Origin of the sequence: Microbacterium sp. NPDC056003, from assembly GCF_042274785.1 — a bacterium.
Classification (GTDB): domain Bacteria; phylum Actinomycetota; class Actinomycetes; order Actinomycetales; family Microbacteriaceae; genus Microbacterium.
The window spans coordinates 70,173-89,912 of record NZ_JBHJXQ010000002.1; the positions used below are offsets into that span (position 1 = coordinate 70,173).

General features: G+C 68.6%; 20 protein-coding genes and 1 tRNA gene. 15 read left to right on the forward strand and 6 right to left on the reverse strand.

All coding sequences use genetic code 11. The features are described from left to right. Positions 1-10 precede the first annotated feature (10 nt). The 4 genes from nadD (at position 11) to ACFC1W_RS09625 (ending at position 2,282) form a co-directional block, all read left to right on the forward strand. Positions 11-607 carry a nicotinate-nucleotide adenylyltransferase gene (nadD, locus tag ACFC1W_RS09610; RefSeq protein ID WP_241110519.1) on the forward strand — a complete coding sequence of 199 codons (597 nt, stop codon included), beginning with the start codon at positions 11-13 and terminating at the stop codon, positions 605-607. After that, on the forward strand, positions 604-1,758 hold the full coding sequence (locus ACFC1W_RS09615; RefSeq protein ID WP_375991649.1) for a hypothetical protein: 1,155 nt from the start codon (positions 604-606) through the stop codon (positions 1,756-1,758). The genes nadD and ACFC1W_RS09615 overlap by 4 nt, the downstream gene beginning before the upstream one ends. Beyond that, a complete protein-coding gene (gene rsfS / locus ACFC1W_RS09620) occupies positions 1,758-2,135 on the forward strand; it encodes a ribosome silencing factor (protein WP_375991650.1) in 378 nt (125 codons plus the stop codon). The genes ACFC1W_RS09615 and rsfS overlap by 1 nt, the downstream gene beginning before the upstream one ends. A gap of 71 nt (positions 2,136-2,206) precedes the next feature. Then, positions 2,207-2,282: transfer RNA gene (locus ACFC1W_RS09625), tRNA-Ala, on the forward strand. Between the two features lie 112 nt (positions 2,283-2,394). Here ACFC1W_RS09625 and ACFC1W_RS09630 read toward each other — a convergent pair. After that, positions 2,395-2,700 (reverse strand): hypothetical protein, encoded by a 306-nt coding sequence (locus tag ACFC1W_RS09630; RefSeq protein WP_375991652.1) that lies wholly within the window; start codon positions 2,698-2,700, stop codon positions 2,395-2,397. 295 nt (positions 2,701-2,995) lie between these two features. On the opposite strand from ACFC1W_RS09630, the gene ACFC1W_RS09635 reads away from it, so the two are divergent. Then, the gene (locus ACFC1W_RS09635; protein ID WP_375991654.1) at positions 2,996-4,027 is read left to right on the forward strand and encodes a TerC family protein; all 1,032 of its coding nucleotides are present in this window, start codon (positions 2,996-2,998) and stop codon (positions 4,025-4,027) included. Positions 4,028-4,078: 51 nt separating this feature from the next. Here the strand turns inward: ACFC1W_RS09635 and ACFC1W_RS09640 are convergent, their stop codons facing one another. From ACFC1W_RS09640 to ACFC1W_RS09650, 3 genes are all read right to left on the reverse strand, one after another. Continuing rightward, positions 4,079-4,780 (reverse strand): VIT family protein, encoded by a 702-nt coding sequence (locus ACFC1W_RS09640; RefSeq protein ID WP_375992865.1) that lies wholly within the window; start codon positions 4,778-4,780, stop codon positions 4,079-4,081. A 270-nt stretch (positions 4,781-5,050) separates the two neighbouring features. Further along, the gene (locus ACFC1W_RS09645) at positions 5,051-5,503 is read right to left on the reverse strand and encodes a pyridoxamine 5'-phosphate oxidase family protein (RefSeq protein WP_375991656.1); all 453 of its coding nucleotides are present in this window, start codon (positions 5,501-5,503) and stop codon (positions 5,051-5,053) included. A gap of 25 nt (positions 5,504-5,528) precedes the next feature. After that, a complete protein-coding gene (locus tag ACFC1W_RS09650; RefSeq protein WP_375991658.1) occupies positions 5,529-6,584 on the reverse strand; it encodes a zinc-dependent alcohol dehydrogenase family protein in 1,056 nt (351 codons plus the stop codon). Positions 6,585-6,768: 184 nt separating this feature from the next. On the opposite strand from ACFC1W_RS09650, the gene ppsA reads away from it, so the two are divergent. From ppsA to ACFC1W_RS09675, 5 genes are all read left to right on the forward strand, one after another. Then, complete coding sequence (gene ppsA / locus ACFC1W_RS09655; RefSeq protein ID WP_375991660.1) at positions 6,769-9,192, forward strand: phosphoenolpyruvate synthase; 2,424 nt, start codon at positions 6,769-6,771, stop codon at positions 9,190-9,192. 93 nt (positions 9,193-9,285) lie between these two features. Then, complete coding sequence (locus ACFC1W_RS09660) at positions 9,286-9,762, forward strand: VOC family protein (RefSeq protein ID WP_375991662.1); 477 nt, start codon at positions 9,286-9,288, stop codon at positions 9,760-9,762. Positions 9,763-9,935: 173 nt separating this feature from the next. Next, positions 9,936-10,919, forward strand: a complete 984-nt coding sequence (locus ACFC1W_RS09665; protein WP_375991664.1) for a PQQ-dependent sugar dehydrogenase — start codon at positions 9,936-9,938, stop codon at positions 10,917-10,919. A 46-nt stretch (positions 10,920-10,965) separates the two neighbouring features. Next, positions 10,966-12,054, forward strand: coding sequence for a putative zinc-binding metallopeptidase (locus tag ACFC1W_RS09670; RefSeq protein WP_375991667.1), 1,089 nt, complete (start codon positions 10,966-10,968; stop codon positions 12,052-12,054). Next, on the forward strand, positions 12,051-13,730 hold the full coding sequence (locus ACFC1W_RS09675) for an acyl-CoA dehydrogenase family protein (RefSeq protein ID WP_375991669.1): 1,680 nt from the start codon (positions 12,051-12,053) through the stop codon (positions 13,728-13,730). Before ACFC1W_RS09670 ends, ACFC1W_RS09675 begins: the two co-directional genes overlap by 4 nt. Before the next feature lie 78 nt (positions 13,731-13,808). Here the strand turns inward: ACFC1W_RS09675 and ACFC1W_RS09680 are convergent, their stop codons facing one another. Together ACFC1W_RS09680 and ACFC1W_RS09685 are read right to left on the reverse strand one after the other, a co-directional pair. Continuing rightward, positions 13,809-14,243 carry a dinucleotide-utilizing enzyme gene (locus ACFC1W_RS09680; protein WP_375991671.1) on the reverse strand — a complete coding sequence of 145 codons (435 nt, stop codon included), beginning with the start codon at positions 14,241-14,243 and terminating at the stop codon, positions 13,809-13,811. 88 nt (positions 14,244-14,331) lie between these two features. Further along, positions 14,332-15,291 (reverse strand): heme A synthase, encoded by a 960-nt coding sequence (locus ACFC1W_RS09685; RefSeq protein WP_375991673.1) that lies wholly within the window; start codon positions 15,289-15,291, stop codon positions 14,332-14,334. 267 nt (positions 15,292-15,558) lie between these two features. Here ACFC1W_RS09685 and sufB point away from each other — a divergent pair, with 267 nt between their 5' ends. From sufB to ACFC1W_RS09710, 5 genes are read left to right on the forward strand one after another with little or no spacing between them, the layout of a single operon-like run. Continuing rightward, a complete protein-coding gene (gene sufB, locus ACFC1W_RS09690; RefSeq protein ID WP_375991675.1) occupies positions 15,559-16,977 on the forward strand; it encodes a Fe-S cluster assembly protein SufB in 1,419 nt (472 codons plus the stop codon). Continuing rightward, positions 16,977-18,167: a Fe-S cluster assembly protein SufD gene (gene sufD / locus ACFC1W_RS09695; protein ID WP_375991677.1), complete on the forward strand. Its 1,191-nt coding sequence runs from the start codon at positions 16,977-16,979 to the stop codon at positions 18,165-18,167. The genes sufB and sufD overlap by 1 nt, the downstream gene beginning before the upstream one ends. Further along, positions 18,164-18,493, forward strand: a complete 330-nt coding sequence (locus tag ACFC1W_RS09700) for a non-heme iron oxygenase ferredoxin subunit (protein WP_241110536.1) — start codon at positions 18,164-18,166, stop codon at positions 18,491-18,493. Before sufD ends, ACFC1W_RS09700 begins: the two co-directional genes overlap by 4 nt. 45 nt (positions 18,494-18,538) lie before the next feature. Then, complete coding sequence (gene sufC / locus ACFC1W_RS09705) at positions 18,539-19,333, forward strand: Fe-S cluster assembly ATPase SufC (RefSeq protein WP_375991680.1); 795 nt, start codon at positions 18,539-18,541, stop codon at positions 19,331-19,333. A 9-nt stretch (positions 19,334-19,342) separates the two neighbouring features. Beyond that, positions 19,343-19,672: a metal-sulfur cluster assembly factor gene (locus ACFC1W_RS09710; protein WP_127475313.1), complete on the forward strand. Its 330-nt coding sequence runs from the start codon at positions 19,343-19,345 to the stop codon at positions 19,670-19,672. The last annotated feature ends 68 nt before the right edge of the window (positions 19,673-19,740 follow it).

The window sequence follows — 19,740 nt, forward strand, 5'->3', positions numbered from 1 at the left end:
GCCGCACTGCATGACGGTGCCGGCAGCCCCGAGGATCGGGGTCATGGGTGGGACGTTCGATCCCATCCATCACGGCCACCTCGTCGCCGCCAGCGAGGTTGCACAGTGGTTCGACCTCGACGAGGTCGTCTTCGTGCCGACGGGGGAGCCGTGGCAGAAGGATGGCGTCTCGCCGAGCGAGCATCGCTATCTCATGACGGTGATCGCCACAGCATCCAATCCCCGCTTCACGGTGAGCCGGGTCGACATCGATCGTTCGGGCCCGACCTACACGATCGACACGCTGCGCGACCTGAAGGCGGAGCGTCCCGACGCGGAGCTGTACTTCATCACAGGCGCCGACGCCATAGCGCAAATTCTCAGTTGGAGGGACCATGATGAGTTGTGGGACCTCGCACATTTCGTTGCGGTCTCCCGCCCCGGGCACGTCCTCAGCACAGACGGGTTGCCCAGTGAAGACGTGAGTCAGCTCGAGATCCCCGCTCTCGCCATCTCGTCGACGGACTGCCGTGACCGCGTAGAACAAGGACACCCGGTGTGGTACCTCGTTCCCGACGGGGTCGTCCAATACATTGCGAAGCACCATCTCTACCGGAGCAAGGAATGACTGAACCCGAGCAGCCGGCGAACCCACCGCTGACGCGCAAGCAGTTGCGCGAGATCCGGAACACCGGATCCACCCCCGTGATCACCCCTGAGAGCGCTGCCATAGAAGCCGCGCCGGCGACTGCCGAGCCGGAGACGCGGCCTGCCGGCGTCGACGCTCCCGCCGAAGCCCCTGCGCAGGCAGAATCCGAGCAGCCCGCGCCGGCCCCGCAGCAGGCGCCCGTGCCGATCGGCTCGGCGCACCTCCCGCGAGCTGCCGATCCCGTGGTCGTGCCGCCGGCGCCCGTCGCCGACTCCGCGGTCGACCTCGGAGCATCGCCCCTCACCCGGCGCCAGGCACGTCAGCAGGAGCGCATCCGCACGGCGTCCGTGCCGGTCATCACCCCCGAGGTCGCTGCGGCGCACTCCGCCTCCATGGCGACCCTCGTCACCGAGGCTCCGCCGCTCACCCACACTGAGCCGGTCAGCCTGCACAGCGGCATGCACGACCTCTTCGGTCTCGCGACGGCGCCCGCCCCGGTCATCCAGGCGGCGCCGGAGCGCACCGCCGAGGCGCCGCGGCCCGAGCCGGTGCGCCCGGTCTCCCCGTGGGCCGACGGCCACGCGTCCGCCGACCGGACGCCCGCAGCGACCGCCGACGAGACCGAAGCCGACAGGGAACGCAGCGTGAGCCCGCTGCTCGGCGCGGGTCTCCTCGCGGCCGAGCCCGAGCAGGCCGACCTGCCGCCGTCGTTCGACCAGCTGCTCGCTCGCTCCACGGGTGCTGTCTCGATGCCCAACGCGCTGATCCTGTCGCAGGCGCCCGAGGTCTCGCCCATCGTCGCCCCGCTCAGCTCGACGGGCGAGGTTCTCATCACCGGCACGTTCAACCTGCCGGAGGGGCTCGGGTCGACGGGTCACGCGCGCGGAACGGCCGACGGCAAGGAAGTCGACGCCACGCTCGTCGACGGTGAGCTGCCGGCCCACTCGTCGCCCACCCCGATCGCCGCCAGCGCGGCGATCAGCACGGTGAAGACCGCCGGCGAGGTCATCCGGCCGCCCGTGCCCGAGAAGGGCAGCAAGCTCATGCTCACGCTCGCGATCACCGCCGGCGCGCTTGCGCTCGCGCTGGTCGGCGTGCTGATCCTCGCGTTCGTCACGGGGGTGCTGTGATGACGGCATCCGCTCAGTCCCTCGACATGCTGCAGATCGCGGCGGCCGCCGCCGACGCGAAGAGCGGTGAAGACCTTGTCGCGCTCGACGTGTCGGAGCCGCTTCCGCTCGTCGACATCTTCCTGCTCGTGACCGGTCGCAGCGAGCGCAACGTCGCCGCGATCGCCGACGAGATCGAGGACCGTCTGCTGGAGGCCGGGCACAAGCGCCTGCGTCGCGAAGGACGCCAGGAAGCACGCTGGGTGCTGCTCGACTTCGGTGACCTCGTGGTGCATGTGTTCCACGAGCAGGAGCGCGTGTACTACGGCCTTGAGCGGCTCTGGAAGGACTGCCCGGTCGTCCCGATCGATCTTCCGGCCCGGACGCCCACCGAGTAGTCTGCGGTGGTTCGGAGCACGCCTCGACGTGTTGTAAGCTTGTGGAGTTGCCTCGCGGGGCAGCAGAACAAGGGCCTGTGGCGCAGCTGGTAGCGCACCTGCATGGCATGCAGGGGGTCAGGGGTTCGAGTCCCCTCAGGTCCACCAAAACTCCCGGTAAAGCGCCGAAACCGCACTCCCTGATCAGGGATCGCGGATGTCCTCGGTAGTCGTCCACCGGACACTTCAGGCAGTCGTCGCGCCCCGGATGCGCGCGATTTCAGGCTGGCCACAGCGTGATCAGCATGACCGCGCCCGCCACCGTGAGAGCGGCGAGGACGAGGCCGACGATGGCCCACGTCCGGCCGCTGCCTCGTAGCGACAGGAACCCCAGGATCGCCGCGCCGATGACGCCGAGCGGAATCAGCCATACGCCGGCGATGCGCGCCCACTCCGGGGGATCCAGCGGGGTCGCCGTGATCACCCACAACCAGGCGAACCCGAGCAGTCCGATCACGCCGAGCGCAGTCGCCGCGACGCCCCAGCCTCCGCGGTAGGTGGCGGCGGGTTGTTCGACAGGATGCATCTGGGAGACCCCTCGCAGTCGTTCCCACAACGATTCGTCATGAGCGGAGTTCCAGCATGCTCCTGCCCCGCATGCACGTCGGGACCAAAGCCCTCCGGCGCATGCTCGGCGATTGTCCCGTACGTCGGGAGCCACGGGCCGTCGGTCGTTTACACTGGTGAGTCCAAGGGGAGTACTCCGACACGTTCGGCTCGTCATTACGAATGCTCGTCGCATTCCGGGCCACCGGTCCTCGGACACGAGGATGGGGAAGACCTTGGCGCTGATCCGCTCACGCCAAGGTTAGGACCCCGCTGTGAATATCACTCCGCTCGTCTGGTTCATCACGATCGCGGTGACGATCGCCTTCTTCGTCTACGAGTTCTACGCGCACGTCCGCAAGCCCCACGAGCCGACCATCGGCGAGTCCGCCCGCTGGTCGGCGTTCTACATCGGTCTCGCCCTGCTCTTCGGCGTCGGCATCGGCACGGTGTCCGGCTGGACGTTCGGTGGTGAGTACTTCGCGGGGTATCTGACCGAGAAGGCGCTGTCGATCGACAACCTGTTCGTCTTCCTCATCGTCATGACGAGCTTCGCGGTGCCCAAGATCTATCAGCAGAAGGTATTGATGATCGGCATCGTCATCGCCCTGATCCTGCGCGGCGTCTTCATCGCCGTCGGTGCCACGCTGATCGAGAACTTCTCCTGGGTGTTCTACGGGTTTGGTGCGCTGCTGCTGTTCCTGGCCTACCGACAGGCGTTCGCGCACGGCGACTCCAACCCCGCCGACGGCCGGGTCATGCGCTTCGTGCGTCGTCACCTTCGGGTGACCGACGAGTACCACGGTGACAGGCTCACGATCGTTCAGCACGGGCGCCGCTGGGCCACGCCGATGCTGCTGACCATCATCGCGATCGGCTTCGTGGATCTCATCTTCGCCGTCGACTCGATCCCGGCGATCTACGGACTGACCGAGGAGGCGTACATCGTGTTCACCGCGAATGCCTTCGCCCTGATGGGGCTGCGTCAGCTGTTCTTCCTGATCGGCGGCCTGCTAGAGCGCCTGGTCTACCTCGCTCAGGGCCTCGCGGTCATTCTGGCCTTCATCGGAGTGAAGCTGCTCATCCACGCCCTCCACAAGAACGAGCTGCCCTTCGTCAACGGCGGCGATCCGGTGACAGTGATCCCCGAGATTCCGATCTGGCTCTCGCTGCTCTTCATCGCAGGGACGATCGCCGTGGCGACCATCGCGAGCCTCGTCAAGACCCGTGGCGACCGTCGCGCGGCCGAAACGATCTCGGTCGACGACGCACCGGGGGAGTCGCGCGAGCGCCGTCCTCTGCAGTGACCATCCGCGACCCCGCCAGTGCCTGGGGCCTGACGGACTGTCGGCGCAGCGTCAGGCGATTCCGGTGGTGTTCAAGAGCGCACCGATCGCGAACGTGGCTGCCAGAGCGATCGCGCCGCCGACGACGACGCGAATCGTGGCTCGGGTGACCGGGCTTCCACCGATGCGGGCGCCGAGCGCGCCCGTCGCACCGAGCGCCATGAGAACGACGATGAAGGTCACCGGGATCCGGATCGACTCCGGCAGGAGGATGGTGAGGAACGGGAGGATTCCACCGCAGACGAACGCCAGTGCGGATGCCGCGGCCGCCCGCCACGGACTGACGAGGTCGTCCGGATCGATGTTCAGTTCCATCGACAGATGTGCGCGCAGCGCATCGCGCTCGGTCAGCTCCACAGCCACGCGTTTCGCCGTCTCGTCGCTCAGCCCCTGCGCACGATAGAGCCCTGCGAGCTCCTCGAGCTCCTGCTCGGGCATCGTGCGGAGCTCTTCCGTCTCCTTGGCGATCAGCGCTCGTTCGCTGTCGCTCTGACTGCTCACCGAGACGTACTCGCCCAGCGCCATCGAGAGGGCTCCGCCGATCAGCGCCGCCGACGACGCCGGAATGATCGCCGCGAGATCCGGTGTCGCCGCGGCGACACCGACAGCGATCGCCGCGACCGAGACGATGCCGTCGTTGGCTCCCAGCACTCCTGCCCGGAGCCAGTTCAGCTTTCCCGCGATCCCCGCGACGTGCGGCTCGCCACCATGCATGCTCACGCGACAAACCTAGGACGAATCGGCCGCATGGGGTGGGAGCACACGGTGCGTCGGTCATCGGTCATGGCAGGCCCCTCGTCGACTTCAGCATCGACGGGGCACTGCGCCCGCGCGAGGCCGAAGGTCCTGCCGCGATCGACTTGTGAACGGCATCTGCGACCAGGACCGCCGGGACGGCGACGGCTGCCAGAAGCCAGCCGTGCGGAGGAGGCCAGCTGCCCCCCAAGAGCGTCGCCAACGGCCGGATCCCCGGCCTGGGGCCGTTCAGGTGGTGTCTGCCTCTCGGGACGCCACGTAGCGATCCGGCTCGCGAGTGCGTTCGAACCACCTGCCGCTGATGGCCGAGGGGGAGATCCTGACCCAGCGGTACTTCAGGGTGGGTATCCACGGACGAAGAGGCAAGGCATCGGCGGCATCGATCTCGCTCTGACGCTCGAGTCTGCTCGCCCGTCCCTTCACCACGACGCTCGCTGCGGAGCTCTCGTCGTACTCGTCCACCTCGAACGCCACGTCGGGTTCCGCCGAAAGATCGGCCAGCTTCGAGCCGGGGGCTGTGCGGAACAGCAGCCGCGGACCGTCGACGACGTAGTTCACCGGAAAGATCTCCGGCCCCGTCGGGCCCGTGAGTGCGAGGCGGCCCAGCTCGCGACGCGCGAGGAGGTTCCAGCACTCTTCCTCGGTCAGCTTCCAGACGCCCGCTTCATCGATGCGCTCCATGATCTTCTTCTTTTCTGCGCCGTCGTCAGGCCGTGAGGATGACTTTGAGGGCCTTCGTCTCGGCCGCACGGCCGAACGTGTCGTAGGCGTCCATGATGCTCTCGAGCGAGAAGCGGTGGCTGATGAAGCCGGCGACGTCGAGGCGGCCCTGCCCGAGCAGCTTGATGAGCATCCGCGAAGTATCCGTGTTGACCAGGCCCGTGGTGATCGTCAGGTTCTGAATCCACGCCGACTCCAGCGGGAAGGTGACCGGCTTGCCGTGCACGCCCACGTTGGCGACGTGACCGCCCGGGCGAACGATCGCCAGGCTCATGTCCCAGGTCGACGGCAGCCCGACGGCTTCGATCGCGACATCCACACCGAGCCCGTCGGTGAGGGCGAGAACCTGCTCACGCCAGTCGGCGCTCGAGGACACGACACCGTCGCTGGCACCGAACCGCTTCGCCTGCTCCACGCGGTTGGGGTCGATGTCGATCGCGATGACCCGGCTCGGTCCGTACAGCGAGGCTGTGGTCATGGCTGCAAGGCCCACCGGGCCTGCGCCGATGACTGCGACGACATCGCCCGGCTCGACGGCGCCGTATCGGATCCCGATCTCGTGCCCCGTGGGCAGGATGTCGCTGATCATCGCGGCCTCTTCGGCCGACACGCCGTCCGGCACCTTGTGAAGGGAGGTCTCCGCGAAGGGGATCCGCACGAATTCGGCCTGTGTGCCGTCGATGAGATGTCCGAGGATCCAGCCGATTCCGGACGCTCCTTCGTCGGCGAGGCAATGCGAGTACATCCCCTCGACGCAGTAGCTGCATTTCCCGCAGGCCGAGATGCAGGAGATGATCACGCGATCTCCTACGGCGAGTTCCGTCACCGCCTCACCGACCTCGCTGACGACGCCGACGCCTTCGTGCCCGAGGGTGCGCCCGGACTCCACCGCCGGTACGTCACCCTTCAGAATGTGCAGATCCGTGCCGCAGATGGTCGTGGTCTCGATCTTCACGATCGCGTCCGTGGGCTTCTGTATCCGAGGGGCCGGCTTCTCCTGCCAGTCGATCGATCCCGGACCTTGGTAGACCAGCGCCTTCATATCTCTCACTCCTCGGATCTCTGCGCATGTGGCGACGAGACCCATCGTCCTCTTCCCCGGCCATCGTCCGATAGGGACCTTGGACCCGCGGCGCCACCCGCCCGCGGTGCGGAGCGGGTCGGGCCGGGCAGAATGCGGGACCTTCGACCCAACGCCGGGGCGGCTCCCGGCACAGGGTCGAGTCATGACGAACATCCTCGCTCTCGACGAGATCACCATGGCCGACCTGCCCCACGTCGGCGGGAAGAATGCGTCGCTCGGAGAGATGATCTCGCGGCTCAGCGGCGCGGGGCTGCGGGTGCCTGGCGGGTTCGCCACCACAGCGACCGCGTACCGCTCCTTCCTGAGCCACGACGGTCTGGCCGGGCGCATCGAGGCGCTGCTGGCGCCGTTGGACGTGTCCGATGTCGAGGACCTCGCTCGCGTGGGTCGGACCATTCGCTCCTGGATCGAGGATCAGCCGCTGCCGCCGGATCTCGAGTCCGACATCCGGCGCGCGTTCGACGACATGACGGCTGCGCACCCGGACCTCGCCGACGCGACGTGGGCCGTGCGTTCGTCGGCGACGGCCGAGGACCTTCCGAATGCCTCTTTCGCCGGCCAACAGGAGACCTATCTCCACATCGCCGGCGTCGACAACGTGCTGGCCGCCGTGCGCAAGGTGTTCGCATCGCTGTACAACGATCGTGCGATCGCGTACCGCGTGCACCAGGGCTTCGCTCACGGCGACGTGGCGCTCTCCGCTGCCGTGCAGCGCATGGTGCGTTCCGACGTCGGAGCCTCCGGTGTCATGTTCACCATCGACACCGAGACCGGGTTCGACGGCGCGATCCTGATCACGAGCGCCTACGGCCTGGGCGAGACGGTCGTCCAGGGACAGGTGAATCCGGACGAGTTCGCCGTGTTCAAGGCGGCGGTCCGCGAGGGGCGGCCGGGGATCCTCCGCCGCAGCGTGGGGGAGAAGGCCATCGCCATGAGGTTCGCCGCGGGCCATGAGGTCGGGGCGAGCACCATGATCACGACTGTGCCACCGGCGCAGCGCCGCGTCCTCAGCATCAGCGATGACGAGGTGATGGAGCTCGCACGTTCCGCTCTCATCGTCGAAGATCACTACGGTCGACCGATGGACATCGAGTGGGCGAAAGACGGCGTCGACGGGCTTCTGTACGTCCTGCAGGCTCGGCCCGAGACCGTCGCGTCTCGCCTGCAAGGGCACAGCCACACGCGCTATGCGCTCCAGGAGCACGGCAGGGTGCTGGTGCAGGGTCGCGCGATCGGTCAGAGGATCGGCGGGGGAACGGTGCGCGTCGTGCGGTCGCCGTCGGAGATGGCGAAGGTCCGCACCGGCGACGTCCTGGTCGCAGACATCACCGACCCGGACTGGGAGCCCGTGATGAAGCGGGCGGCGGCCATCGTGACGAACCGCGGCGGGCGCACGTGTCACGCGGCCATCATCGCGCGCGAGCTCGGCATCCCCGCTGTCGTGGGCACCGGGACGGCGACGCGGGACCTGGCCGACGGTGACGACGTGACGGTCGTCTGCTCGCAAGGGGAGAGCGGGCTCGTGTACGAGGGGCTGTTGCCTTTCGTGACGGAGGAGATCGCGATCGAGCGGATGCCGGAGCTTCCGGTGCAACTGATGCTCAATGTCGGCACGCCCGACCAGGCGTTCGGCTTCGCGGCTCTGCCCCATCACGGGGTCGGCTTGGCCCGGCTCGAGTTCATCGTGGGGAACCAGATCGGCATCCACCCCCGCGCTCTTCTCGAGTTCGACTCGCTTCCGGAGCAGCTCCGCGCCGAGATCGACGTGAGGATCGCCGCCTATCCCTCGCCGAGAGAGTTCTTCGTCCGGAGGGTCGCGGAGGGCGTGGCGACGATCGCTGCCGCGTTCGCGCCCGACCCGGTGATCGTCAGGACCAGCGACTTCAAGTCGAACGAATACGCGCACCTCCTCGGTGGCGACCGGTACGAGCCGCAGGAGGAGAACCCGATGCTGGGGTGGCGCGGAGCGGCGCGGTACCTCACCCCGCAGTTCGGAGAGTGCTTCGCGATGGAGTGCGAAGCGCTGCGCTACGTGCGCGACGAGATGGGACTGACCAACCTCAAGATCATGGTGCCGTTCGTGCGAACCGTGGCGGAGGGAGCAGCCGTGAACGCAGAACTCGCCGCGCACGGTCTCGAGCGCGGGCGCAACGGACTCGAGGTGATGATGATGTGCGAGATCCCCTCGAACGCGCTCCTCGCCGATCAGTTCCTTGATCACTTCGACGGGTTCTCGATCGGGTCCAACGACATGACGCAGCTCGTGCTCGGCATCGACCGCGACTCCGAGCTCGTCGCGGATGAGTTCGATGAGCGGGATCCAGCCGTGCTGCGCGTGCTCGGCATGGCGATCGACGCGTGCAACCGGCGCGGGAAGTACGTGGGCATCTGCGGCCAGGGCCCCTCGGATCATCCGGATCTCGCCGACTGGCTCGTCGACCGCGGCATCCAGTCGATCTCGCTGAGCCCCGACACGATCGTCGGCACCTGGCTTCGGCTGGCGGAGCGCGCGGGGGTGCAGGCCGGTCCGCAGACGATCACGGCGCCGGCTCCGGTGGTCGGCTGATCGAACTCAGGGCGCGATGCGGTTGCGTATGCTCCGAGCGCTTGACCCTCCCGCGGCGACGGGGGAGCCTGGGGGAGTCCCGAGGAGGCCCCCATGACCGACGTGACCCCGTTCCTGTGGTTCGACAACGACGCCGAAGCCGCGATCGGCTTCTACACCGAGCTCATCCCCGAGTCGGCGATCGTCTCGATGGGACGGTACCCCGACGAGGTGCCCGGGATGGGCGGGAAGGTCATGCACGCGCACTTCCGCCTCGCGGGACGCGACTACTACGCGATGGATGCCGGGCCGCAGTTCCCCTTCACCGAGGCGGTCTCCCTCTACGTCGCGTGCAGCGATCAGCAGGAGGTCGACCGTTACTGGGACGCGCTCATCGCCGACGGCGGCGAGGAGCAGCCGTGCGGGTGGCTCAAGGACCGCTGGGGCCTGTCATGGCAGATCATCCCCGATCGCCTCATCGAGCTCATCCGTCACCCCGATCCTGAAACCGCGCACCGCGCGGTGCAGGCCATGCTGACGATGCACCGCATCGACATCGCTGCGATCGAGGCCGCCGCCGCGGCGGCATGATGCGCGCGCGCCTGACAGCGGCGGCGGGATGCCTCGCCCTTGCCGCTCTCGCAGCATCGGCCTGCTCCGCGACACCGCCCGCAGCGCCGATCCCGCCCCGCGCTTCCTCGCCGGATGTGGCCACACCCGCGCCGACCGCGACCGCGACCGCTTCCGCCGAAGGCTGGTGGCGCGTGGCATCGAACCCCGAGACACTCGCCTCGGGACTCGCGGCGCCGTGGTCCGTCGCCCCGACCGGCGACGGTGGAGCGCTCATCTCACAGCGGAACGACGGCCGGGTGCTCGAGCTCACGCCGGCGGGGGAGGTGCGCGACGCCGGGGTCGTCCCCGGGGTGGTCTCGGGTGGCGAGTCGGGACTCCACGGCCTGGCACTGCACCCGGACGGCGCAGACACGTGGCTCTACGCCTACCACGGCGCGCGAGACGACAACCGCGTGGTGCGGATGCCGCTGCTCGGTGACCCGGGGGAGCTGACGCTGGGCGAGGCGGAGGTGGTGTTCGAAGGCATCCCGCGCGAGAGCACCCACGACGGCGGACGGCTCGCGTTCGGCCCGGACGGATACCTCTACGTCTCGACCGGCGACGCGCAGCGGCGTGACGCGGCACAGGATCCCGCGGCGCTCGGCGGAAAGATCCTGCGCCTGACTCCGGAGGGCGACCCCGCACCGGGCAATCCGTGGGACAACGCGGTGTGGACGCTGGGGCATCGCAATGTGCAAGGGCTGGCGTGGACGAGTGACGGCACGATGTGGGCGAGCGAATTCGGCCAGAACACCTGGGATGAGCTGAACCGCATCGAGCCGGGGGCGAACTACGGCTGGCCGATCGTGGAGGGGACGGCGGGACGCGAGGGCATGGTCGACCCGATCGTCGCGTGGACCACGAGCGAGGCCAGTCCGAGCGGCATCGCGGCGCAGGGAGACACGGTCTTCGTCGCCGGTCTCCGGGGTCAGCGGCTCTGGACTGTCGACACCGCGGCGGGCGCCCTCGCCGCCGATCCGCTGGCCGTCCTCACGGGCGAGCAGGGCAGGCTCCGCGACGCGGTCGTCGCCCCGGACGGCACGCTGTGGGTGCTCACGAACAACACGGATGGGCGCGGCGACCCGCGTGCCGAAGACGACCTGCTGCTGCGCCTCGCCCTGGCGCCGGCGACATGACCCGCGGCATCGTCCGACCGCGCACGGCGCGCACTACGGTGAGACCGTGAGCTCTCAGCCCCGGTGTCCGCACTGTCGGCACTTCGTCTATCTGGACGCCCTGACGTGCCCGAACTGCGAAGCCGAACTCGGCTACCACATCGTCACGCGCGAGTTCTTCGGCCTGCGCCAGGGGCGCGTTCTGATCGGGGACAAGACGTGGTACACGTGCTCGAACCGCGAATGGGCGTGCAACTGGCTCGTGCGCGAGGACGCACCCGCAGGACGATGCTTCTCGTGCCGGCTCACCCGGCGACAGCCCGAGGCCGACGACACGGTCGCACTCGAGAAGCTCGCCAAGACCGAGGAGGCCAAGCGGCGGCTCCTTCTCCAACTCGGCGACCTCGGGCTGCCTGTCGTGCCCTGGGATGTCAGGCCGGGGGGACTCGGATTCGACCTGATCTCGAGCCTCTCCGACGGCAAACCGGTCATGATCGGCCACGCGAACGGGATCATCACGATCGACCTTGCGGAGAGCCTCGACGACCGGCGCGAAGCGCTCCGGGTTCGGCTCGGCGAGCCGTACCGCACGATCCTCGGGCATCTCCGCCACGAGGTCGGCCACTACTACCAGAACGTGCTCCTCAGCGACGACGGAGCCTGGGCCCGGTGCCGCGAACTGTTCGGAGACGAGCGCACGAGCTATCAGGAGGCGCTGTCGCGTCACTACAAGCTCGGCGCGCCGCCCGACTGGCACGAGAGCTTCATCTCCGAGTACGCGACGATGCACCCGTGGGAGGACTTCGCCGAGACGTTCGCCCACTACCTGCACATCACCGGCACCCTGCAGACGGCTGCGGTGATCGGCATCCACCTCGACGCGACGGTCACGAACCTCCGCGACACCGACGTCGTGCCGCTGGCCTCGTACCGCGACGAGCCGGTTCAGCGCCTGCTGAACGACTGGGAGTGGATGTCGCAGGGCTTCAACCGGATCAACCGGGCCATGGGCTTCGGCGACCTCTACCCGTTCACGATCGTCGGACCGGTGCGGCACAAGCTGGAGTTCGTCCACGACATCATCACCCGCGCGCCGCTCACGTTCGACGAGCAGGCGGCGCTGGCCTTCGCGCGCGACGACGGCGAGCAGTCATGACAGCGTTCTCCCGCGGGCAACGCGTCATCGGGGCGGCGACGCACTACGTCGAGAACCAGCCACCGTGGCGCGTCGACGTCGACGAGTTCGCGCTGAACGCCCCGCTTGCGGCTGCCGTGGGCGCGTTCGGGGCGGGGTGGGCGAGCGCTCACCTCCACGAGGTGGGCGCCCTCGTCGGATCGGCCGGGTTTCAGCGGGACGCCGAGCTCGCCAACGTGCACACGCCGACACTCCACGCCTACGACCGCTGGGGATTCCGACTCGACGAGGTCGAGTACGACCCGTCGTATCACCGTGTGATCTCCGACGCGCTCGCCCACGGCGCGCACACGTCGGCATGGTCAGACCCGCGACCGGGTGCGCATGTGGCCCGTGCGGCGACCTTCATGCTGTTCGCGCAGGTCGAGCCCGGTCATGCGTGTCCGGTCTCGATGACCCACGCGGCGGTCGCGTCGATTCAGGACTCACCATGGGTCGCGGATGCCTGGCTGCCGCGGCTCTTCTCCCGCGAGTACGAGCCGCGCCTGCTGCCCAACGAGGAGAAGGCGAGCGCACTCGTCGGCATGGCGATGACCGAGAAGCAGGGCGGCTCGGACGTGCGCGCTGGAACGACCGTCGGGGAGTCGATGGGTGGCCACGCCTATCAGCTCACCGGACACAAGTGGTTCTGCTCGGCCCCGATGTCGGACGGCTTCCTCGTTCTCGCGCAGACCCGCTCCGGCGCGACGGAGGAGGGCTTGTCGTGTCTCTTCGTGCCGCGGCTGCTTCCGCACGGCATGCGCAATGCGTTCCGCCTGCAGCGGCTGAAGGACAAGCTCGGCAACCGGTCGAACGCGTCCGCCGAGGTCGAGTTCGACGGCACGGTCGGCTTCGTGCTCGGCGAGCCCGGCCGCGGGGTGCGGACGATCATCGAGATGGTCCAGCGCACGCGTCTGGACTGCGTCCTCGGCACGGCCGCCGGCATGCGCCAGTCGGTGGCGGAGGCCGCGTGGCACGCACGGGAGCGATCGGCGTTCGGGGCGAAGCTCGTCGACCAGCCCGCGATGACGGCCGTGCTCGCCGACCTCGCACTCGAGTCCGAGGCGGCGATGCTGACGGGCCTGCGACTGGCGCAGCTGTTCGAGGCCGAAGCATCCGATCGTGACATCGCCCTGCGCCGGCTGGCGACTCCGGTATCCAAGTACTGGGTCTGCAAGCGCGGCCCGCACCATGCGTATGAGGCGCTCGAGTGTCTCGGCGGCAACGGCTACACCGAGTCGTTCCCGCTCGCACGGCGCTACCGCGAACAGCCGGTCATGGCGATCTGGGAGGGTTCGGGCAACGTGATCGCGCTCGATGTCCTGCGTGCGCTCACGCGCGATCCGGACTCGGCGGCCGCGTTCGCCGATGAACTGTCCACCACCGCCGGCGCCTCGGTGATCCTCGACACGCACACCGAGCGCACGCTCGAACTGCTCGGCACGCTCGCCGGCGCCGATCAGACCGAGGCGCAGGCGCAGGCGCGCCGGCTGACCGAGTCGCTCGCGATCGCCCTGCAGGCCTCGCTCATGCTGCGCCACGCCCCGTCGGCCGATGCCGAGGCCTTCATCGCCGCGCGCCTGGGGGATGACCGGGCGGCGCAGTACGGAGTCCTGCCGACGGGCACGGATGCCGCGGCCATCGTCGCGCGTCACTGAGCCCGCCCGTGGTCAGCGGACAGCACTCGGCCCCACGAGCCGGCCGCAGCCGGCGCATGGGGCCGAGGGGAGGCGTGGTCAGCGCGTGGTCGCGGGCGTGGCGACCGCCGCGTCGTCCCGAGCGTCGAGATCGGCGGTCGGAATCGCGGAGGTGTAACCGAGTCCACGCTCGTAGCCGTGGCCGGCAGCCGGCGCGTCGACGGCGTCGTCTGCGGTCGACTCGAGGGGCTCGACGACGTCGACGGGAGCGTACGGACGAAGCATCGCGATGGCGGCGACGGCCAGCGCGAGCAGCAGGCCGAGCACGCCGGCGCCGAGCAGGATGCCGCCGACGACCGCGACGGACTGGCCGACGTACACCTCGACACCCGTGGCGGTGCCGTCGGTGAGAGTCGTCGTCATGACGCCGAGCTTGTCGAGCAGGAGCCACGCTCCGAAGGCGGCTGTGGCCAGGGAGGCGACGACAAGAGCCCAGAACGGGATGCTGCGGACCAGACGGGGGCGGGTGGGCATTGTTGGATCACTCCTCCGAGATCGCGGCACGGTCGGCCGCGGCATCCGTCACGCTTCCATGCGCCCCGGTGCAGGAGCGGTGCGTGGCCTATGAGTCCGCTGTGCGCTCGACCTCGGCGGCCGGCGCCGTGAGGTGCATCACGACCGCCGTCATCGCCGCGATCAGCATCACAGCGAGGACCATGTGGATGTTGACGAGCCAGATCGGCAGACCCGTGCGCGCCTGCCAGAGCCCGACACCGATCTGCGCCAGCTCGACGAGCAGGAGAACGCCTACCCAGAGCGTCAGCCGCTGGGCCGGGGGAGTCCGGCGCGCGGCGATCAGCAGCACGACTGAAAGGCCGAGGGTGATGTACGCGGGCCACGAGTGGACGTGCTGCATGAACTCCGCGTCGAGACCGTTGCGCGCCGCCCCGCCGTCACCCGCGTGCGGGCCGGAGCCGGTCACGAGGATGCCGACGATGACCGTGATGACCACGAACGCGCTCGTGATATGGGTGGTGACGGCGTACCATCCGGGCACCGCGAGCACGCGCGGACCGGGGGTGGCGTAGACACGCACGACCAGCGCGGCCGCCAGCGCGACCAGCACGACGGAGGCGAAGTAGTGCAGCCCGACGACGTACGGGTTGAGGTTCGTCAGCACGGTGATGCCGCCGATCACGGCCTGGAGGGGCACGTAGAGGCCGATCACGAGAGACAGCCAGAAAAGATCCGGGCGCTCACGGCGCATCCGCACGACGAAGAGGAACATCAGGATCGCCACGATGACGAGCACGAACGTCAGCAGGCGGTTGCCGAACTCGATGACGCCGTGGATGCCCATCTCCGGCGTCGCGACGAAGGACTCCGGCGTGCAGCGGGGCCAGGTCGGGCATCCGAGGCCGGATCCCGTGAGCCGCACCAGACCACCCGTGCCGACGATGGCGATCTGAACGAAGAGCGTCGCCCACGCCAGCGCGATCACACGGCGGTCGATCGTCGACGGGAGCCGGTTCCACCAGCGCTGCCACACGCCGGGCTCCGTCCTGGTCTGCTGCGCGGACATGCTTCTCGTCGCCTCCTGGGAATGGTTCCACGCGACGGTCCGCAGGACATGCGGAGCCCGGTGCCAGGGTGGAACCTGTAGAATCGAGGGGTCGGTCGCGCGCACAGAACCGCATGGGTTCGGGCGCGGTGAACCACTGACAGTCTAGGCGCGATGGTCTGCGCCGAATGAGAGGGCCCACGAGCGGCATCCCCCTCCGGTAACTCCACCGGAGGAGCCGGAATGCCGGGGCGGATGACACCGCAGGACCCGGAGGAGAACGTGACGATGTCTGATGTGCTGATCGACCGCCCTGAACTCGAAGGCCTGGGTGTCTACGAGTTCGGCTGGCACGACCCCGACGCCGCGGGCGCGAGCGCGAAGCGCGGCCTCAGCGAAGCCGTGGTCCGCGACATCTCGGCGCTCAAGGCCGAGCCGGAATGGATGCTGAAGACGCGCCTCAAGGGCCACCAGCTCTTCGGCCGCAAGCCCATGCCCACGTGGGGTGCCGACCTGTCGGAGATCGACTTCGACAACATCAAGTACTTCGTCCGCTCGACCGAGAAGCAGGCCGGGTCGTGGGAGGAGCTCCCCGAAGACATCCGCAACACGTACGAGCGCCTGGGCATCCCCGAGGCCGAGCGCCAGCGGCTCGTCGCCGGCGTCGCCGCGCAGTACGAGTCCGAGGTCGTCTACCACCAGATCAACGAGCAGCTCGAGGCCCAGGGTGTCATCTTCATGGACACCGACACCGCGCTGCGTGAGCACCCCGAGTTCTTCGAGGAGTACTTCGGCACCGTCATCCCCGCCGGCGACAACAAGTTCGCCGCGCTGAACACCGCGGTCTGGTCGGGGGGCTCGTTCGTCTACGTCCCGCCGGGGGTGCACGTCGAGATCCCGCTGCAGGCGTACTTCCGCATCAACACCGAGAACATGGGCCAGTTCGAGCGGACGCTGATCATCGCCGACGAGGGCTCGTACGTCCACTACATCGAGGGCTGCACGGCTCCGATCTACAAGTCCGACTCGCTGCACTCGGCCGTCGTCGAAATCATCGTGAAGAAGAACGCCCGCGTGCGCTACACGACGATCCAGAACTGGTCGAACAACGTCTACAACCTCGTCACCAAGCGGGCCGTCGCCCACGAGGGCGCGACGATGGAGTGGATCGACGGCAACATCGGCTCGAAGGTCACGATGAAGTACCCGTCGATCTTCCTGATGGGAGAGCACGCCAAGGGCGAGACCCTGTCCGTCGCCTTCGCCGGACCCGGTCAGCACCAGGACGCCGGCGCGAAGATGATCCACATGGCGCCGTACACGCAGTCGTCGATCGTCTCGAAGTCGATCGCCCGCGGCGGCGGCCGCGCGGGCTACCGCGGCGAGGTCCGCGTCGACGCGAACGCGCACCACTCGGCCAACACGGTGCGCTGCGATGCGCTGCTGGTCGACACGATCTCGCGCTCCGACACCTATCCCGCGATCGACATCCGCGTCGACGACGTGCAGCTGGGCCACGAGGCCACGGTCTCGAAGGTCAGCGAGGAGCAGCTCTTCTACCTGATGAGCCGCGGGATGCCCGAAGACGAGGCCATGGCCATGATCGTGCGCGGCTTCATCGAGCCGATCGCCCGCGAGCTGCCCATGGAGTACGCGCTCGAACTCAACAAGCTCATCGAGATGGGCATGGAAGGATCCGTCGGATAGTGAGCTCCGTGACCCAGGCCCCCGTCACCGTCCCCGGTGCGCAGGGCCACACCGATGGTGCCGGCGCGTTCGTGCCGGTGCAGACCCGCGACGAGCGCCTGCGCTCGTTCGACCCCTCCGATTTCGACGCGCCCACCGGCCGTGAGGTGAACTGGAAGCACACCCCCGTCGCCCAGCTGGCCGCGCTCTACGTCGATGAGGGCGGACCCCACGGCGTCATCGAGGTGAACGTCGACGCGCCGGACACGCTGGTGCAGGAGCGCCTCACGCACGGCACCGCGCCCCGCGGCGAGGTGTTCCAGCCGGAGGACCTCCCCAGCGCCATCGCGTGGAGCCAGGAGTCGGAGGCGCCGCTGCTGCGCATCCCCGCCGGCGTCGAGATCCGCGAGCCGATCACGGTCGACCTCAAGGGCACCGGCGGCCTGGCCCATGCGCACGTGGTCATCGAGGCGCAGGCCAACTCCCACGCCACCGTCGTCTTCCATCACGCCGGCACCGCGCAGCACGCGCAGAACGTGGAGATCATCGTCCGCGATGGCGCCCACCTCACGGTGGTGTCGGTGCAGCGATGGGACGACGACGCCGTGCACGCGGCATCCCACCAGGCCCGGGTCGATCGCGATGCGACACTCCGTCACATCGTCGTCAGCTTCGGCGGCGGTGTCGTGCGGGTGAACCCGAGCGTCGAGCTCGCCGGCGCCGGTGCGCGTGGCGAGCTGTACGGCCTCAGCTACTCCGACGCGGGGCAGCACCTCGAGAGCCAGGTCTACCTGCACCACAAGGGCCCCGAGACCAGCGGCGACGTGCTGTACAAGGGCGCACTGCAGGGTGAGGGCGCCCGCAGCGTCTGGATCGGCGACGTTCTGATCGGACCTGACGCGGTCGGAACGGACTCGTACGAGGCGAACCGCAATCTGGTGCTCACGGACGGCGCTCGCGCCGAGTCGATCCCGAACCTGGAGATCGAGACCGGCGACATCCGCGGCGCCGGTCACGCCAGCGCGACCGGGCGCTTCGATGACGAGCAGCTGTTCTACCTGCAGGCTCGGGGAATCGCGGAGGACGAGGCGCGCCGTCTCGTCGTGCTCGGCTTCCTCGCCGAGATCGTGCAGAAGATCGGCGTTCCCGCCCTCGAGGACGAGCTGTTCGCCGCGATCGAGGAAGAGCTCGCACAGGGGGTGGCCCGATGACCGCTCAGCGCGCCTGCGCCCTCAGCGAGCTCGTCCAGGACGAGGCCCGCCGTGTCGAGATCGACGGTGTCGCGATGGCGGTCGTGCTCGACTCGGCCGGCGAAGTGCACGCCATCGGCGACACCTGCACGCACGGCGACATCTCGCTCTCCGAAGGCTTCGTCGACGGCGACACGCTCGAGTGCTGGGCCCACGGCTCGGCGTTCTCGCTGCGCACCGGCAAGCCGCTCAATCTCCCCGCCTACGAGCCCGTCCCGGTTTTCGCCGTCGTCATCGACGGCGACGACGTGCTCATCGATCCCGACGTGAAGAAGCCGGTCGGATAGCTCCTCACGGACCCGACCGCCCGCACAATGAGAAGAGAAGCCTGAATGTCTGTCCTCGAGATCCGCGACCTCCACGTGACGGTCGAGACGGATGCCGGAACCACTCCCATCCTCAACGGCGTGACGCTCACCATCCGCACCGGTGAGACGCACGCCATCATGGGCCCCAACGGCTCGGGCAAGTCCACGCTCGCCTACACGATCGCCGGTCACCCCAAGTACACCGTCACGAGCGGCACGATCACGCTGGACGGCGAGGACGTCCTGGAGATGTCGGTCGACGAGCGCGCCCGGGCCGGTCTGTTCCTCGCGATGCAGTACCCGGTCGAAATCCCCGGCGTCACCGTCACGAACTTCCTCCGCACCGCCAAGACGGCCATCGACGGCGAGGCGCCGTCGATCCGCACGTGGACGAAGGAGGTCAAGTCCTCGATGAAGGCGCTGCGCATGGACCCGAAGTTCGCCCAGCGCAACGTGAACGAGGGCTTCTCGGGCGGCGAGAAGAAGCGCCACGAGATCCTCCAGCTCGAGCTGCTCAAGCCGCAGATCGCGATCCTCGACGAGACCGACTCCGGACTCGACGTCGATGCGCTCAAGATCGTCTCGGAGGGTGTGAACCGCGCCAAGGTCGACAATGACCTGGGTGTCCTGCTCATCACGCACTACACGCGCATCCTGCGCTACATCCGCCCGGACTACGTCCACGTGATGGTGGGCGGCCGCATCGCCGAGGAGGGCGGCCCCGAGCTGGCCGACCGCCTCGAGGACGAGGGCTACGACCGCTACCTCCCCGCGGGCGAGGAAGAGCCGGCCGACGCCCCCGTGGGCACCGAAGCATAGAATCGTTACATGACCGCAACGCTCACGCCCGAGAAGTACGACGAGGTCACCGAGGCTCTCAAGGACGTCATGGACCCCGAACTGGGGATCAACGTCGTCGACCTCGGCCTCATCTACGACCTCGGCTGGGATGACGAGAACGACGCGCTGGTCATCCACATGACCCTGACGTCGGCCGGCTGCCCGCTCACCGACGTGCTCGAGGAGCAGACCGCCCAGGCTCTCGACGAGGTCGTCGACCGCTTCCGCATCAACTGGGTCTGGATGCCGCCGTGGGGTCCGGAGCGGATCACCGATGACGGCCGCGACATGATGAGGGCCCTGGGCTTCGCCATCTGACGTCCACGTGCTCGGCGTTTCACTCGATGACGGCGGGTGCGTGCCGCAGCGGGTGCGCTCGATATGGT

Coding starts and splice junctions, on each gene's coding strand:
- ACFC1W_RS09700 (WP_241110536.1), top strand. CDS start 18,164: ATGACCGCTCAGCGCGCCTGCGCCCTCAGCGAGCTCGTCCAGGACGAG.
- ACFC1W_RS09680 (WP_375991671.1), bottom strand. CDS start 14,243: ATGCCCACCCGCCCCCGTCTGGTCCGCAGCATCCCGTTCTGGGCTCTT.
- rsfS (WP_375991650.1), top strand. CDS start 1,758: ATGACGGCATCCGCTCAGTCCCTCGACATGCTGCAGATCGCGGCGGCC.
- ACFC1W_RS09660 (WP_375991662.1), top strand. CDS start 9,286: ATGACCGACGTGACCCCGTTCCTGTGGTTCGACAACGACGCCGAAGCC.
- ACFC1W_RS09615 (WP_375991649.1), top strand. CDS start 604: ATGACTGAACCCGAGCAGCCGGCGAACCCACCGCTGACGCGCAAGCAG.
- sufC (WP_375991680.1), top strand. CDS start 18,539: ATGTCTGTCCTCGAGATCCGCGACCTCCACGTGACGGTCGAGACGGAT.
- sufB (WP_375991675.1), top strand. CDS start 15,559: ATGTCTGATGTGCTGATCGACCGCCCTGAACTCGAAGGCCTGGGTGTC.
- ACFC1W_RS09685 (WP_375991673.1), bottom strand. CDS start 15,291: ATGTCCGCGCAGCAGACCAGGACGGAGCCCGGCGTGTGGCAGCGCTGG.
- ACFC1W_RS09630 (WP_375991652.1), bottom strand. CDS start 2,700: ATGCATCCTGTCGAACAACCCGCCGCCACCTACCGCGGAGGCTGGGGC.
- ACFC1W_RS09650 (WP_375991658.1), bottom strand. CDS start 6,584: ATGAAGGCGCTGGTCTACCAAGGTCCGGGATCGATCGACTGGCAGGAG.
- nadD (WP_241110519.1), top strand. CDS start 11: ATGACGGTGCCGGCAGCCCCGAGGATCGGGGTCATGGGTGGGACGTTC.
- ACFC1W_RS09640 (WP_375992865.1), bottom strand. CDS start 4,780: ATGCATGGTGGCGAGCCGCACGTCGCGGGGATCGCGGGAAAGCTGAAC.
- ACFC1W_RS09675 (WP_375991669.1), top strand. CDS start 12,051: ATGACAGCGTTCTCCCGCGGGCAACGCGTCATCGGGGCGGCGACGCAC.
- ACFC1W_RS09710 (WP_127475313.1), top strand. CDS start 19,343: ATGACCGCAACGCTCACGCCCGAGAAGTACGACGAGGTCACCGAGGCT.
- ACFC1W_RS09645 (WP_375991656.1), bottom strand. CDS start 5,503: ATGGAGCGCATCGATGAAGCGGGCGTCTGGAAGCTGACCGAGGAAGAG.
- ppsA (WP_375991660.1), top strand. CDS start 6,769: ATGACGAACATCCTCGCTCTCGACGAGATCACCATGGCCGACCTGCCC.